This is a genomic window from Synechococcus sp. F70.1 (genome assembly GCF_047502745.1).
Lineage (GTDB): Bacteria > Cyanobacteriota > Cyanobacteriia > Thermostichales > Thermostichaceae > Thermostichus.
Genome location: NZ_JANSJL010000013.1, coordinates 13,879 through 28,812, shown reverse-complemented (window position 1 = coordinate 28,812; position 14,934 = coordinate 13,879). Strand labels below are relative to the sequence as shown.

General features: G+C 58.3%; 14 protein-coding genes and 1 tRNA gene. 10 read left to right on the top strand and 5 right to left on the bottom strand.

What is annotated here, in order from left to right; genetic code table 11:
- Nucleotides 1-125: 125 nt before the first annotated feature.
- The 8 genes from NW860_RS00705 to NW860_RS00670 all read left to right on the top strand — a co-directional run bounded on the left by NW860_RS00705 (nt 126) and on the right by NW860_RS00670 (nt 6,686).
- Nucleotides 126-2,204, top strand: coding sequence for a molybdopterin oxidoreductase family protein (locus tag NW860_RS00705; RefSeq protein ID WP_414393104.1), 2,079 nt, complete (start codon nt 126-128; stop codon nt 2,202-2,204).
- Complete coding sequence (locus tag NW860_RS00700) at nt 2,201-2,674, top strand: nitrate reductase associated protein (RefSeq protein WP_011429093.1); 474 nt, start codon at nt 2,201-2,203, stop codon at nt 2,672-2,674. Before NW860_RS00705 ends, NW860_RS00700 begins: the two co-directional genes overlap by 4 nt.
- Nucleotides 2,652-3,815 (top strand): molybdopterin molybdotransferase MoeA, encoded by a 1,164-nt coding sequence (locus NW860_RS00695; protein WP_414511920.1) that lies wholly within the window; start codon nt 2,652-2,654, stop codon nt 3,813-3,815. Before NW860_RS00700 ends, NW860_RS00695 begins: the two co-directional genes overlap by 23 nt.
- 1 nt (nt 3,816) lies before the next feature.
- Entirely contained in the window at nt 3,817-4,755 is a 939-nt protein-coding gene (gene moaA, locus NW860_RS00690; RefSeq protein WP_011429091.1) for a GTP 3',8-cyclase MoaA, read from the top strand.
- A 4-nt stretch (nt 4,756-4,759) separates the two neighbouring features.
- A complete protein-coding gene (gene moaC / locus NW860_RS00685) occupies nt 4,760-5,854 on the top strand; it encodes a cyclic pyranopterin monophosphate synthase MoaC (protein WP_011429090.1) in 1,095 nt (364 codons plus the stop codon).
- Nucleotides 5,793-6,092: a MoaD/ThiS family protein gene (locus NW860_RS00680; protein WP_414511919.1), complete on the top strand. Its 300-nt coding sequence runs from the start codon at nt 5,793-5,795 to the stop codon at nt 6,090-6,092. The genes moaC and NW860_RS00680 overlap by 62 nt, the downstream gene beginning before the upstream one ends.
- Nucleotides 6,093-6,578, top strand: coding sequence for a molybdopterin synthase catalytic subunit (locus tag NW860_RS00675; RefSeq protein WP_414511918.1), 486 nt, complete (start codon nt 6,093-6,095; stop codon nt 6,576-6,578). It abuts the gene before it with no gap.
- 33 nt (nt 6,579-6,611) lie between these two features.
- Nucleotides 6,612-6,686 (top strand) — tRNA-Arg (locus NW860_RS00670).
- 44 nt (nt 6,687-6,730) lie between these two features.
- Here NW860_RS00670 and NW860_RS00665 read toward each other — a convergent pair.
- Nucleotides 6,731-8,236, bottom strand: coding sequence for a YcjF family protein (locus tag NW860_RS00665; protein WP_414511917.1), 1,506 nt, complete (start codon nt 8,234-8,236; stop codon nt 6,731-6,733).
- Nucleotides 8,237-8,337: 101 nt separating this feature from the next.
- Nucleotides 8,338-8,511: a hypothetical protein gene (locus NW860_RS00660; RefSeq protein ID WP_414406288.1), complete on the bottom strand. Its 174-nt coding sequence runs from the start codon at nt 8,509-8,511 to the stop codon at nt 8,338-8,340.
- Nucleotides 8,512-8,689: 178 nt separating this feature from the next.
- On the opposite strand from NW860_RS00660, the gene NW860_RS00655 reads away from it, so the two are divergent.
- Together NW860_RS00655 and NW860_RS00650 are read left to right on the top strand one after the other, a co-directional pair.
- Nucleotides 8,690-10,423 carry a phospholipase D-like domain-containing protein gene (locus NW860_RS00655; RefSeq protein WP_414511916.1) on the top strand — a complete coding sequence of 578 codons (1,734 nt, stop codon included), beginning with the start codon at nt 8,690-8,692 and terminating at the stop codon, nt 10,421-10,423.
- A 33-nt stretch (nt 10,424-10,456) separates the two neighbouring features.
- Nucleotides 10,457-11,338, top strand: coding sequence for an arginase family protein (locus NW860_RS00650; protein ID WP_414406286.1), 882 nt, complete (start codon nt 10,457-10,459; stop codon nt 11,336-11,338).
- A 121-nt stretch (nt 11,339-11,459) separates the two neighbouring features.
- Here the strand turns inward: NW860_RS00650 and NW860_RS00645 are convergent, their stop codons facing one another.
- From NW860_RS00645 to NW860_RS00635, 3 genes are all read right to left on the bottom strand, one after another.
- A complete protein-coding gene (locus tag NW860_RS00645; protein ID WP_414511915.1) occupies nt 11,460-12,086 on the bottom strand; it encodes a GerMN domain-containing protein in 627 nt (208 codons plus the stop codon).
- 257 nt (nt 12,087-12,343) lie between these two features.
- Nucleotides 12,344-14,152, bottom strand: a complete 1,809-nt coding sequence (locus tag NW860_RS00640; protein ID WP_414511914.1) for a hypothetical protein — start codon at nt 14,150-14,152, stop codon at nt 12,344-12,346.
- A 136-nt stretch (nt 14,153-14,288) separates the two neighbouring features.
- A complete protein-coding gene (locus tag NW860_RS00635; protein WP_414511913.1) occupies nt 14,289-14,804 on the bottom strand; it encodes a Tic20 family protein in 516 nt (171 codons plus the stop codon).
- Nucleotides 14,805-14,934: the final 130 nt, after the last annotated feature.

Genomic DNA, 14,934 nt, shown 5'->3' with positions numbered 1-14,934 from the left:
GCGTTGGAACTTGTGAGAACCGCGGCAAGGACAGCTAGATAAGCAGGCCTTAGGCCCAACACCCCTAGCTTCTTTCCCTACGGCCGCCTTGCCCACACCAAGCCAAGTAACAACAGAGGGGGAACATGGATAACGTACGCAGCCTTTGTCCCTACTGTGGGGTTGGTTGTGGCCTAGAAATCCTGGCCGACGGCACAAAAATTCGCGGCGATCGAGCTCATCCGTCCAGCCAGGGCATGGTTTGCGTTAAGGGTGCGACTCTCCTGGAAACCCTCGATTGCAATCGGGCTACGGTGCCTCTCTATCGCCCTAGCCTCAGCGAGGATTTCCAGCCGGTGAGCTGGGATCAAGCGCTGGATTTAATTGTCGAGCGCATTCGCCAGACCTCTCCCGAAAGGATTGCCATCTACGGCTCAGGGCAGTTGCTAACCGAAGATTACTACATTGCCCAAAAGCTACTTAAGGGGTGTCTAGGAAGCAATAACTTCGACAGCAATTCCCGCCTCTGCATGTCTTCTGCCGTAGAGGGCTACAGCCAGAGTCTCGGCTCGGACGGCCCCCCCTGTAGCTACACGGATCTCGATAGCTGCGAGCTGGCTTTTTTGATCGGCACCAATACCGCTGAATGCCACCCAATTCTGTTCAATCGCTTGCGCAAGCGCCACAAAAGCGACCCAAGCCTAAAGATTGTTGTGGTGGATCCCCGTCGTACGCAGACGGCTGAGGAGGCCGATTTGTATCTGAGGATTACTCCAGGTAGCGATATTGACTTGCTCAATGGCATTGCTCACCTACTCATTCAGTGGGGCGCCATCAACCATGACTTCATTGCCCAGCACACCGAAGGCTTTGAAGCCTATGCTGCCCTGGTTGCCGACTACACCCCTGAGCAAGTAGCCAGCCGCTGTGGCCTAGAAGTTGAGGAGGTACTTGCTGTTGCGCGACTGTGGCAGCAGTCGCAGAAAACGCTTTCCATGTGGTCGATGGGGCTTAACCAGTCCAGCGAAGGCACGGCCAAGGTGACCAGCCTCATCAATCTCCATTTGCTCACCGGCCAGATAGGGTTTGCAGGGGCAGGGCCCTTTTCGCTAACAGGTCAGCCCAATGCTATGGGCGGTCGAGAAGCGGGCGGCTTGGCACATCTATTGCCCGGCTACCGCAAGGTTACGAATCCAGAGGATCGGGCAGCAGTGGAGCAGCACTGGCAGCTTGGCCCAATTAACCCTGAACCTGGCCTTGATGCGCTGGGGATGATCCGTGCCCTCGAAGCCGATGCCCTCGATATTTTCTGGATTGCCGCCACCAATCCTCTGGTGAGCCTGCCTGATCTACGTCGGGTAGAAGCAGCTCTGGCGCGGTCGCCCTTTACGATTGTCCAAGACGCCTACTTCCCCACCGAAAGCACTGCCTATGCCCATCTGGTACTCCCTGCTGCCCAGTGGGGCGAAAAGACAGGCACCATGACCAATTCGGAGCGCCGCGTTACCCTCTGTCCAGCTTGGCGTAACCCTCCTGGTGAAGCGCGGGCTGATTGGGAAATTTGGGCGGAAGTAGGCCGCCGCCTGGGCTTTGCCAAGGCATTTGACTTTGCCGATAGCGCTGAGGTCTTTGCCGAATATGTGGGTCTAACTGCCGGGCGTCTCTGCGATCAGTCTGGCCTCAGCCATGAGCTCCTGCGCCAGGGGCCTCAGCAATGGCCATATCCGCGCACAGGTTCAGTGGAGACCCGCAACCTCTATACCGATCACCGTTTCCCAACGCCCACAGGTCGTGCCCGCTTCATCCCCAGCCATTCCCGCGGCCTTGCCGAACCGCCCGACCCTGAATATCCCTACATCCTCACCACAGGACGTCTCTATGGCCATTGGCACACCCAAACCCGCACTGGACATGTCGCCAAAATCCGAGCAATGCACCCCCAACCCTTTCTCGAAATCCATCCCCGCGATGCCAGCAAGGTAGGGCTAACTGAGGGTGACTGGGTGAGGATTGAATCACGGCGCGGCAAGGCTACCCTGCCGGTTAAAATTACCTGCGCCATCAGCCCTGGCACAGTGTTCATGCCCATGCACTGGGGGGCATTGTGGGGCAATGATACAAGCTGTAACGCTCTCACCCACCCGGTTGCCTGCCCCAGCTCAAAGCAACCTGAACTCAAAGCCTGTGCCGTCAAGCTTAGTCGCATCGAGCTGCCACCAAAATGATCTTCAAGTTTGAGCAAGACTTTGCCGACAGCCTTCGCTGCATTCCCATGATCGTGCGCTTAAAGCTCGATCAGTGCGGCATCAAGCTCAAGTTACATCAGTGGCTGCGTTTTAGTTACCAGCAGCGCCAAAGTTTGGTTGACCTGCCAACGGATACCGCTGACAACCGAGCTGCCTACCGCGCCTACCTAATTCACCTTATCGAAAGTGTCTGCCAAGAGCAGGCCGCTGAGGTAACTGTTGATCCAAACCCTGCCTGGGAAGACGCTACCACCATCCCTGACTGCGTTCTTGAGCAGGCGGCAGCCAAGGGGGTCGTGCTGACTCTTGAGCTATGGCAAAAGCTGACCCCGTTGCAGCGCTTTGCCCTCATTAAGCTCAGTCGCCCTGGCCACGAAAACCGCAATTTCCTACCCGCCTTTCAGGAATTTTCCGCACCCCACACCTATGGTCACTGTCCAGGAAGCTGAAGCCATTATTAAAGACCACTGGCTGCCAGCCAAAACCGAGTCGATCCCGATTGCAAGCTGTGTGGGCCGGGTTTTGGCAGAGCCGATCTACGCCGATCGGGACTACCCGCCAATTAACCGGGTCCTGATGGACGGTATCGCCATCAACTATGCCGCTTATGCTGCTGGGCAGCGAAGCTTTGCCGTTGCAGGCATAGCCCCTGCGGGGACAAGCCCTGCCACCCTGCCCGATCCGCAGCAGTGCTTGGAAGTGATGACTGGCTGTGCCCTGCCGCTGGGTAGTGATCTCGTCATTCCCTACGAGCAAATTCGTATCGAGGGAGGAATTGCCACCATCATCCAGGAAGTCGAACGCAACAGGGGTGATTTTGTTCATCCCCAAGGTAGCGATTGTTCTGCAGGAGCGCTGGTTCTCCGCCCCGGCATTACCCTCAAGAGCATCCACGTCGGGATCTTGGCCTCCTTTGGCTACAGCCGCATCCAAGTTGAGAGGACTCCTCGCATCAAAGTTGTGGCAACTGGCAGCGAATTGATTCCCATTGAGCAGACCCCTGCACCCTACCAACTGCGGCGCTCCAACGCTGAGGCCCTCCGAGCGGCTCTTCTTGCCTACGGGTATACCGAGGTTGAGACCGATCACCTTCCGGACGATCCTGCTGCCATTGCCACCCACTACCAAGCCAATACCCCAAACTACGACCTCTTGATTTACTCTGGGGGTGTTTCAAGGGGAAAGTGTGACTACTTGCCGGCCATCTGGCAAAGCTGTGGTGTTACTGCCTACATCCACGGCGTGGCGCAAAAGCCAGGCAAGCCAATGTGGTTTGGCATCGACCATCAGGCCAATACTATAGTTTGGGGCCTCCCAGGCAACCCCATCTCAGCTCTTGTATGTTTGCATCGTTATCTCCTCAACCGTAACACTGACTCTGGGCACCTAAGTGAAGTCATTACCTTCAAACCCAATCTCACTCTTTTTGTGCCCGTTAAGATGAGCGCCAACCGAGTCTTTACACCGATTATGCCTAACAACTCCGGAGACTTCATCGCTCTAACAGACAGCGATGGCTTTGTAGAGTTACCCCCGGCTCAAGCTATCCTCAGCCCCGAGCAAAGCATCCAATTCTATCCGTGGTACTAAGATGCAGCTAGTGGATCAATGGAATCGTCGCATTCGCAAGCTAAGGGTTTCTCTAACCGATCAATGCAACCTTCGCTGCCGCTACTGCATGCCTTTGCATCCAGAATTTCTGGACAAAAGTAGCTACTTAACTCCGCAGCAATACAAAGAAATTATTGGCGAGTTGCTGGACTATGGCATTGAAGAAGTTCGCATTACAGGTGGTGAGCCTCTGGTTCGGCAAGACTTTGATGAAGTCATTCAGGAACTTGCCAAGCTGAAGATCCCGTCCCTTAGCCTAACAACCAATGGCCTGCTGCTCCACCGCTACTGGGACGTTCTCAAGGCTGCCAACGTTCTCAACCTTAATGTTAGCCTCGATAGCCTACAGCCCTCCACCCAAGCTGCAATTGCCCGTCGCGACTGCCTGGCGGATATTCTCCGTAATATCCAGGAGGGTATTGCCCGGGGATTTAGCCTCAAAGTCAATACGGTTGTAATGCGGGGGATCAACGATTGCGAGCTATTTGATTTCGTTGAGTTTGCCCGCAAGACAGGCGTGACAGTTCGCTTTCTGGAGCTGATGCGGGTCGGCTATGCCAACTCTCTCTATGAAGAACACTACGTTTCAGCACAAGAGTGCATTGCCCGTCTGCAAGAACGCTATACTCTAACCCCCCTTCCAGCGGCACCTGATTCGACAGCGTTTTACTTTACAATCGACGAGAATGTTAAAGTTGGATTTATTGCCTCTGAGTCTCAGCCCTTCTGCAGCAGCTGTTCCCGGTGGCGCTTGACAGCTGATGGTCGTCTCTTTGCCTGCCTATTTAGTGAGGAGGGTCTCTCGGTTCGAGACAAAACACCAGGCCAACGTCAGCAAATTTACCAGCAGCTTTTGGGGATGAAACCACTGCGCCGGGTTGAGCAGGTCTCACACCCAATGTACGGCTTAGGGGGCTAGCTCTATGGACAAAGCTGATCGTACATGGGCCCATCTTAATGCTCAAGGCCATCCGCATATGGTAGATATTAGCCACAAATCGGTGTCTTTGCGAACGGCCACAGCACGGGCAAGAGTTCAACTGCCACCTGCTCTCAGATCCTATGTTGTTGGCCAAGATATCCACCTGAAAAAAGGACCGGTATTTCAGACAGCAACCATTGCCGGTACAATGGCTGTTAAAAGAACTGACCAGCTGATCCCCTTTTGTCATCAGATCCCTGTTGAAGACTGCACCTTTGATATCACAATTGATGATCACTTGCTTGTAACCATCCACTGCACTGTCAAGACCAGCGCTAAGACAGGGGTTGAAATGGAAGCTCTCTGTGGTGCGGCAACAGCAGCGCTGACAATCTATGACATGTGCAAGTCGGTGTCGCCCCATATCTGCATCCAGGAGACCCGCCTAGTAACTAAGTCCGGCGGCAAAAACGCCCTCCTGGAACGTCCCCTCTATGGCTTGGTGCTCACAGGGGGACGTAGCAAGCGCATGGGTCGCGATAAAGCGCTGCTGAACCCTTTTGGCAAACCCCACGCCGCCTATCTCTATGAACTGCTGCAGCCCTACTGCCAGCAGGTTTACTTGTCAGCGCGTGCCGGTCAGTGGTCGGGCACAGCTCTAGAGCTCTTGCCCACACTACCAGATCTAGTAGAAAGCGTTGGCCCGATCAGTGGCCTATTGACTGCCTTGAATACTCATCCTGAAGCTAACTGGTTGGTTGTTGCCTGTGATCTACTGAACCTTCGGTCAGAAACAATCCAAAAGCTGCTGGATCACTACCAAGCCGAAACAATCGCAACTTGCTATGTTAACCCCGAGCGCGGCTTCCCGGAAGCTCTTTGCGCCATCTATACTCCTCAAGCTGCAGCGGTACTCGAAAGGGCTTACGCGGAAGGGGTGTACTGCCCTGTGGAAATCCTCAGCAGGCAGCCCTGCACCCTAGTTACCCCCAACCATGAGGTCGAGCTCATGAACGTCAATACCGCCGAGGAGTATGCCACTTTCCAATCGGTTTGGGGTAGTTGCAGCCATGGTAACTCAATCTGTCCTAAGTAAGACCGTAACAATTCAATATGTAGCAGTGCTGCGGGAACAGGCTCAGCGGAGCAGCGAAGTACTGCAAACCAGTGCAGCAAACTACCTAGAGCTCTATCAGCAGCTGCAAGCAAAGTATGGATTTTCGCTAGCAGCGGAGGACGTTAAGGTTGCTGTCAATCATGAGTTCTGTGACTTGACTAGGCCGATAGATGAAGGTGCCTTGGTAGTTTTCATTCCACCAGTTTGTGGGGGCTAAATGCTGCGTTTTCTAATTGTGGATAGCACCATCCAGCCAGCTGAACTCAGTCGTTTGCTCGTCAATAACACAGCGGGTGCCTTAGTAACCTTCGAGGGCTGGGTACGCAACCACAGCCAGGGCAAACCTGTTCTCAGCTTGGAGTACGAAGTCTACGAGATCCTTGCCCAGAAGGAGGGCGAGAAGATCCTCCGAGAAGCCCACGCCAAGTTTGGCCTCTGCGGTGCTGTTGCCTGTCACCGCCAGGGTCATCTTGCAATTGGTGATATTGCGGTTTGGGTTGGTGCTACAGCTGAACATCGCGGCGCCGCTTTTGCTGGAGCACGTTACATCATTGATGCAATCAAGGAGCGCTTGCCCATTTGGAAAAAAGAGTACTACTGGGGTGAGCCGCCGCGTTGGGTTTTATGTCAGAAAGCAAAGCCTTTGTTCCGGCAATTCCATAAGAACGCTATTGCTCGGCAGCCTTGCGGCGATACCCCCTAGCCTCTCTGCTAGTATCAGTGAGGTACCTGACCTGGGGCTGTAGCTCAGCCTGGATAGAGCAAGCGCCTCCTAAGCGCTAGGTCGGCGGTTCAAATCCGCCCAGTCCCGTCAGCCCTGCTGGTTTCCTAGCGGGTTCTTGGAAAAGTCTTCGGCTAGCTGCTGGAGCTGGAGGGGGCCTGGCGAGCTAACTGTTTGAAAAAAGCGAGGGGATGGCCGTTCTGGAGCTGCTGCCTCAGCCGCTCTTGCAGGAGCTCCTCCTGCCAGGGATCCCCTGACTGCAGCCACTCCAGGTAGCTGAGCCCCGCCACCCGCGTCAGATAGGCCCCGCTAGCTGCCTGCAGAGGGATCCCCATGAGCATCCAGGGGCTGGCTTTGAGGGCAGAGCTGAAGGCATGGGTAGCTAGCTCCAGTCCGCCCAGTTGCACAATCATTTGGGCCAACCGGTGAGCAATTGCCTGAGCCTGCTGCAGGGTAATGCGGCGATCGAAGACTTGGTGCAGCTCTCCAATCATGCGGGCCTGAATGGCCACCCCCGCCAGGACATCCAAGGCAGGGAGGGGGGTTACCGCCAGAGCTGCAGCTGTTGCCCACTGCATCCGCTCCACGATCTGGCGGCCCCGTTGGCAGCGCTCTTCCCGCAGGGCTTGCTGGACAGCCTCGCTCAAGGTTCGGGTTTGCAGCAGGGCGTTGGCTAGGCGCAGATGGGATCCCTTTTGCTGCAGTAGGCGGGCCATCTGCTGGATGAGGGCGGCGGTATCAGGGGGCTGGGGCTCCCAGGTCTCCTGACGGGATCCGTCCGGGAAGCAGTAGCGGACTTTCAAGGGCTCGGGGTCAGCGGCAATGGCCACCACCTGCTCAGGAGGGATGACACCGGCAGTGCGGCGGCGCAGGTGGGTTAGGACGGTCTCCACATCTTCCGGCAGCATTTGATCCGTCTTGTTGAGGGCTAGGATAGTGGCTTTCCCCAACCGAGCCAACTCCAGCAGCTCCGCGTATTCTGAAGCCAGCAGATCCCCGGCCACCACCACAATCAACAGATCCGCTTTCTGGGCGAGGGCGCGGGCCTCTGCTTCGCCGGCACCGCCGATGGTCAATAGCCCAGGGGTATCGGTGAGGTAAATGGGGCTGTTCCAACCTTCCAGTTGATAGGTGTGAACGGAGCCCTGCTGGGTGGTGCCCAGAGTGGGGGCAGTTTCCCCAACCGGCCGCCCCAGCAGAGCGTTGATGAGAGAGGTTTTGCCAGCAGAAGCCGTGCCAAACACCACCAGGTGCAATGCCTCCTCAGCCAGCCGCCGATCGATCTCCTGTTTCTTGGCTTGCAGGGCACGGCGGCTGATGTCGTTTTGCAACTTCTGGATAAGGGAATCGACATCCTGCAGATCTGCCTGCACCTGAGCCCGCGTCAACTTAACCCGCCGCCGCGGCTTGGCCCCTGGGGTGGGCTCCCTTTGTCCTCGGCAAACCTGCTGCCACCAGTGGCGCACCACCAGTCCTGCCGTTACTGTTCCTCCCAGAATGCCGGCCACGGTCAGGTCGGCCAGCGGTTCCGAGTAGGAGGCGATAGAGCCGTGGATGCCGCCAACCCACTGCAGGTACTGGCTCAAGGCCACTAGTCCTAGCCCTGTCAATAGCCACAGCCAAGTGGAGCGCGACAACACTATGCCAACTCCCCGTCTGCCCAAATGTTTCCCTATCTCCCCCCAGCCGCTTCTTGAGCAGGGGGCGTGCTGTAGCTGAGCATACAGTCAATTGCTCTCAGCTAATTCAGGCCAGGGATCCCTGCCAAGACGCTCAAGACCCCTGGTGGCTCCGACGGCGCTGGCAAGAACTTACCCCCGCGGTAATCCAATAGCTGCGCCAGCAACAAATAGCCCACCCCCAGAGCAATGGCCAGAACTCCCGTGATAATGGCTACCCACTTGGGCCGTTCCACGCCGGGCCTCCTCAATCAACCGCTAGACTTATCTTATTGCCCCAAAGCTCTGGCGATGACTGAGGTGATGCCGTTGGGGGCTCGAACATAGAGCACAGAGCAGTGGGACGGGGCTTTATGCCCAGTTTTTCGGAAAAGTTCGGTATTCTGAAGGGGGTTGCTGCAAGGGGAAAAGGGGATGAACCGGATCCCGTCTTGGTGGCGGCAACTGCGCCGTTGGCTGCCCTGGGCCGCCCTGCTGTTGATCCTGGTAGCAGTTGGCTACTGGGTAGGCCCTCGGCCCTCTCCCCAAGAACCAGAGCTGCCCACCCTGGCCCCTCTGCCGCAGCACCCTCGCATCCGGGTGGCGTTTAACCAAAGCCGCGAGAGCACTTATCGGGATCCCTATCGCCAGATCCACCGCTACGGCTACAACCTGGAGGAGTTGATTATCTCCCAGATTCGTTCCGCTCGGCGGTCGGTGGATGTGGCGGTACAGGAGCTAAACTTGCCCCTCATCGCCCAGGCCCTTGCAGAGCGGCGGCAGGCCGGGATCCCAGTGCGCGTGATTACCGAAAACACCTACGTGCGGGCCTGGCACCGGCTGACCCCTGCCGAAGTGCAGGCGCTGGACGAGCGCAGCCGTCAAAAGTTCGAAGAGTATCGCCGTCTGGTGGATGTAAACCGGGACGGGCGGTTTTCCCCCGAGGAGGTCGCCAGCCGGGATGTGTACGCCTTGCTGGATAGAGGCCAGGTGCCCTGGCTGGACGACACCGCCGACGGCTCCAAGGGCAGCGGCCTGATGCATCACAAGTTCGTGGTTATCGACGGGCAGCGGGTGCTGACTGGCTCAGCCAATTTCACCCTCTCCGATATCCATGGGGATTTCGATGCTCCTGGCAGCGTGGGCAATGCCAACCACCTGCTGCTACTGGATAGCCCCGAGCTGGCCCGCATCTATACGGAGGAGTTCAACCTCATGTGGGGGGACGGGCCGGGAGGGCTGCCCGATAGCCGCTTTGGCGTGCAAAAGCGCAAGCGACCCCTGCAGACGGTGTTGATTGACGACGCCGTCGTGGAGGTGCATTTTTCCCCCGCCAGTCGTTCCCTGCCCTATGAAGCTACTTCTAATGGCATTATTGCGGCCACCCTGGCCCAAGCGCAGAAGCGGGTGGATCTGGCTCTGTTTGTCTTTACCGACTCCGGCATTGCCAACCAGCTCCGGCAACTGCACCAGGAGCGCAAGGTGGAGATCCGCGGCCTGTTCGATCCTGGCTTTGCCTTCCGCGACTACAGCCGCACCCTAGAGATGTGGGGGTTGGCGCTTCCAGACGAAAACTGCCGCCTGGATCCGGCCCGCCTGCCCTGGCAGCAGCCCCCCCTAGCCATAGGCATACCCAACCTCGCCCCCGGCGACAAGCTACACCACAAGTTCGCTATTCTCGATCCCGGCACCCCCCAGGCCACGGTGATCACCGGCTCCCACAACTGGTCAGTCTCGGCCAACCACCTCAACGACGAAAACCTCTTGATTATCCGCAATAGGCAGGTGGTGGATCACTTTGTGCGAGAGTTCGAGCGGCTCCTGGCCGAGGCCCGCTTTGGCCCCAGCCGTCGCTTGCGGGAGGAAGTAGAGGAAGCAGCCCGCCGCTGCCCCAACCCCCTTCCGCTTGCCCCTACTTCCCCCACAGTAGAGCCGGAGCTGCTAGAGGCCACCTCGAGGTCCTCCCCTTCGCTAGCTACCCCCAGTCCCCCTCGCGTTAACTTGAACACAGCCACGGCAGCCGAACTGGAGCAGTTGCCTGGCATCGGCCCAGACCTGGCGCAACGGATTATCGAGGCCCGCCCCTTTTCTTCTTTGGAGGATCTGCAGCGCGTTAAGGGCATCGGCCCAGCCAAGATGGAGCAACTGCGGGGTCGAGTAACTTGGTAGGGATCCCCCCTTTGGCAAGCAGAAACGCCGCCTATGGCCCAGTGGTCTCTCCATCCCTGCTCCCAGTCCAGCGCCAGGGTTCTCCTCATTCCCACTGCCTTTGGCCCGGATACCCAAGCTCCGTTGACCATCCTCAATGCAGGCGCAGAACTGTGTGCTTTTGAGCCGCGCTTGGGGATCGATGTGGATCAGCTGGCGGTGGCGCAGTTGCCGGGGCTGATGGATGAGCCACCCTATGGCCTGTGTGAGGCAGCAGTGACCCAGGCCTGGCGACGACAACAGTGGCCGGTCTTGTTGCCTTCGGTTCTAGCAGCCAGTTGGGGGGCCATTCGTGCCCTTTGGAAGCACTACTTGAGTCTCAGTGTGGTGCATTGCAGCGCTCATGCCAACTTCATGCCCCCCATAGAGATGACCCAGCCAGATCAAGATATGAGCTACGGCAACGGCGCTTGGGTAGAGCTGCTCTACCAGCACGGCCTGCCGGTAGTGCACGTGGGGCTGCGCAGCAGCAGTGCCCGCGCCTACGCTTGGCTAAGAGACCACCACAGCCCCATTTTCTGGGCTCAAGAGGCCTGGGATCCGCAGCAGGTCGTCGAGGCTTTGCCGGAGCAGCCAGTGTTTTTGGTGGTGGACTGTAGCGTGCTGGATCCCTCGCTAGCACCAGCAGTGCACCACCCAGAGCCAGGGGGGCTGAGCTGGTTTCGGTTGTTACAAACTTGTGAGGCCATCTTCGCTGCTCGTCCTGTGGTCGGCGTTTCCCTGGGAGGGGTGGCGGTAAGCTCGGCAACGCGACCAACTGCCCGCATTGCAGCTCGTCTTCTCAATTGGCTGCTGGCCTGTTACGGCCTCTACTCCCTGAAGCTGGATCCCAACCCCGCTAGTCTCGAGCGGCTGGAAAATGAGTCTGGCCTATGAAGTCTTTCGCAGGTGTTCTTCCGGAGGTGGGGTCTACCAGTAGCACCTTTTGGCCCAGCTTCACCGTTGGTTGGCCAAGGGCGGACGCTGGAGACAGCTTCACTCCAGAGAGCATGGCTGCTTAAGAGGCCGATGCGGCTGACGGCTCTGCCTTGGATTCTGCCGGAAGCGGGAAACTGGGCAAGAACGAGGCCCGCGTCAAGGGTTGGTCAAGAATCAGCCCTTCTCCCCCTAGCACTTCGAGGGCCTGTCCCTCCACGGAGATCCAAACCCGTGCATTAGGGTTTTGGCTAGTAACCGTGTAGAGTACCTGGGCAATCCGACCCATCATTGCGGTGGATCCCCCCCCTTGCGTAAATTCGGGGGAGAAGTTCAAAAAGATATCGTCGCCTTCCACCCGTACATCCAGTACCCGCGTCTGGGGAGGAATAGCGGTGGTGAGGCGGGGATCCTTGGGTCCAGCGATCAACTCCTCCAGAGCCCTACGAATGGCCTCTTGGGCGTCGAAGGCGCGAAGGGAGCGCTCCTGCTGCACGTAGTAGATAGAGTTGTCAGCCGCGGTCAGCCAATACAGGGAAAGAGTTTGCCGCGGCCCCCTGCTGTACCACCAGGCTCCTCCCACAAGCCCCAATCCCACCAAGAAGCCAAGCACTCCCACCTGCAAGGCCTGGCCACGTCGTCGGCGGGGGCGTTGCTCTCCCTCCCTGAGGAAGCCGAGTTGGGCAGGACGCCCTTCGTAGTGGCTCATTGCTGCCAATCCCCCTGCTTACCTAGCTAGCTCCAGGGTAGCGAAGAAAAGCTCCCTCTGCCGGGAGACAGGCCCAAGAGAAACTCAATTGACGTTCTACCCAGCCCTAGAGGGGGATCCTTTCCCAGCTTGCTCTCTCAAGAGCAAGGGGCAACTACCGTCAGCTCGAGCCGGGGGAGATCCCTCTGGGGGGTAGTAGCCGGTTGCGGAAGCAGGAAGAAAGAAAAGTCCGCTCCAGAAGAGTGGCACGCCAGGGCCTACGCCGCCTTGGTCAACCTCAACCAACGCACAAGCCGCCGCAGCTCTACTAGCAGCACACCAGCTACACCGGTCAGGATCCAGCCCAGCCACTCGGCTGCCGTGCCCAGGTAGCGCACCTTCACGCGATGCTCTCCCGGGGGAATCCGTACCTGCAACAGCCCCGACCCGTCGTGTTCGGCAGCCCTAAACGGTCCATCAATTTGAACCCGCCAAGCGGGATAGTAAAACGTGCGCAAGACTACGGGCTGATCTTGAGTGGTGGGATTGATGGCGCGAAAGCGGCGATAGCCATAGCGCCACTCTTCCACCTGTAGCCGCGCAGCTGGATCCCCCAGCTCGCCTTGCCACTGCAGCAGCGGATCCACCTGCGGGGGCGGCATAGGCAACGTGGCCTGGCGGGGCCGGTATTCCTGCGCATCCACCAGCGCCAGCCCATCGGGAAAGCGCCAGTGCAGGTGCAAGAAAGCAATGCCGGGCCTCTCTTGGGGCTCCTTAGGAAACTGCTTAGCTGTAGCCAGCTCTTGAAAAGTTTGAACAAGCTGCGGATCAAAGCCGGCCTTGGACAAGAGTTGAAAGCCCTGCCAAGTTTGCACCCCCATAGCTAGTCCGATCCCCACCAGCAAGAGAAGCCGCAGGCGCCTTTGCCCCCATCCCCAACCCGCTAGAGACCCCAAAAGCCAGGGCACGGTTACCGCCGTCACTGCCATCCAGCGCCAGGAAAACTGAATGCGCCGCAGGGGCAGAAACCACTCGTAGAGCCAAGCCAGCAGATCCGTCGTCATCAGCAGCGCCACTAGGCTAGCCCCAAAGCTGTAGAGCAAGGTAGCTCTGGCAAGGGATCCAGCCGCATCAAAACTCCCCCCCGGCCGGCGGACCAGCCATTCTAGAAAAACTAAGATCCCAACGCCCACCACAACCGCTGCCATCCAGACCCAGTACCCGACCAGGTTGCTCTCAAACCAGTGCTCCGTCCAGCGCGGCTGAAGCTGAGTTAGCCCGCTCAGCATTAAGCGATGCTGGGGCATGTATTCCTCGGCAAAGTTGACAAAATCCACCTGGACATGGCGCTGATCCCAGAAAGCCGGCAGCAAATAAAAAGCCGCCCACCCCAGTCCCAGACCAAATCCCAGGTAGCAGCGTCCCACCCTAGTCCAGAAGGGATCCCTTCCCCCCACCACCCACGGCAGAGGCAGCCAAACCAGAGTAAAAATCAGCAAAGTGGGCAGGTGGGAGAGCGCTAGTAGGCCATAGCTCAGAGCCAAAGCCCCGATCGGCCAGAGGGACTGAGGCCGGCAAATCACCTGCAGCGAGGCCCAGAAAACCCAGGGGGAGACGGCAATGGCCCAAACTTCTCCAATTGCACCCCGTTGGTAGATATCCACCAACCAATAGGGGCCGGCCATGCTCAGCAGGGCCAAGACCAGCGTCAAAGCCCAAGGAAGCACCTGCCGCAGCAGAACGTATAGCCCCAGCCCAAAGACCGCCATCGCCAGACCCATGCTGGCCACCAAAGAGCCGGGCAGGTCCAGCCCCAGGGCGCGAAAGGGCAGGGTGGCTACCATACACAAAGGCGGGTAGAAGGCAAAGGTGGGGTTGCCGTAGCCGAAGTTGGAGTACTCCAGCCAGCGGGGGTAAAACTGCCCGCCGAAAAACTGGCGCTGATACTGAAAGGCCCAACTGAGGTTGAAGTGGGTGGAGTGAGTCATGGGATAGCCTTGCTGCAGCATTGGCCAGAGCAGGGCCAACACTCCGGCCAGCAGCGCAAGCCCGACCAACAACCCCGGTTGGCGTAACGCTTTCACCATTTCCAAGAGCCCGCCTTTCGCGCACCGGGCAGATGTTTTCGATAGCTCCACTCCAGGCCGCAGGTCAACTTCCAGCTTCTGTAGCAGGCGTTAGCCAGACAGACAGCCTTGGGCCTACCTCCCTCTTGGCCAGGAACTAATAGCGAATCCAAGCATAGGCAGCCTCAGAGAGCACCGGCACCTCGGCGTAGCGGCCACGCAGGTTCTGGGACCAAGCGTAGAGAGTAACAGCCATCACTCCCAGAAGGGCAGTGTTGGCCAAAATGCTGCCCACTGCCCCTAGCGCTAGGCTGCCAAGGAGCCTACCCAACACCTGCAGCAGCACTTGCACCAAGAACAGGGCAATGTTGAGCAGCAGCGCCTGCATGGTATTGAAGCGAACAAAGTGGGCGATGCGGCCGTTGCGGATGACGAAAAAGAGGAGGGCAAAGAACAGCCCCATCCCCAGCCAGCCCGTGACCAGAGGCAACAAATGCAGTAGCGGTAGAAAGATAGGGATCAGTCCTGGCAGGGATTGAAACAGCCCCGAGGGGACAAAGCCCAAGGGCAGAGCCGATACCAAAGGCAGAAGGTAAGGAAGGGATCCCCACAGCCGTTCGCGCCAGGGGGCCGGAGGCCTTTCGCTGGGAGTGATGTTGCTGCGCCAGGTCATGTCCTCGAGTCCCTCAGCTCACTGCAGTGGTCGCTAGAGTCTGCTTGTTTGGGCAATGCCGCTCCCTTGCCAGAGGAAAAGGGCAGACAAGCCTTGGGCCCATTGTAGTCGTTCGCGCAGCGGGACGGAG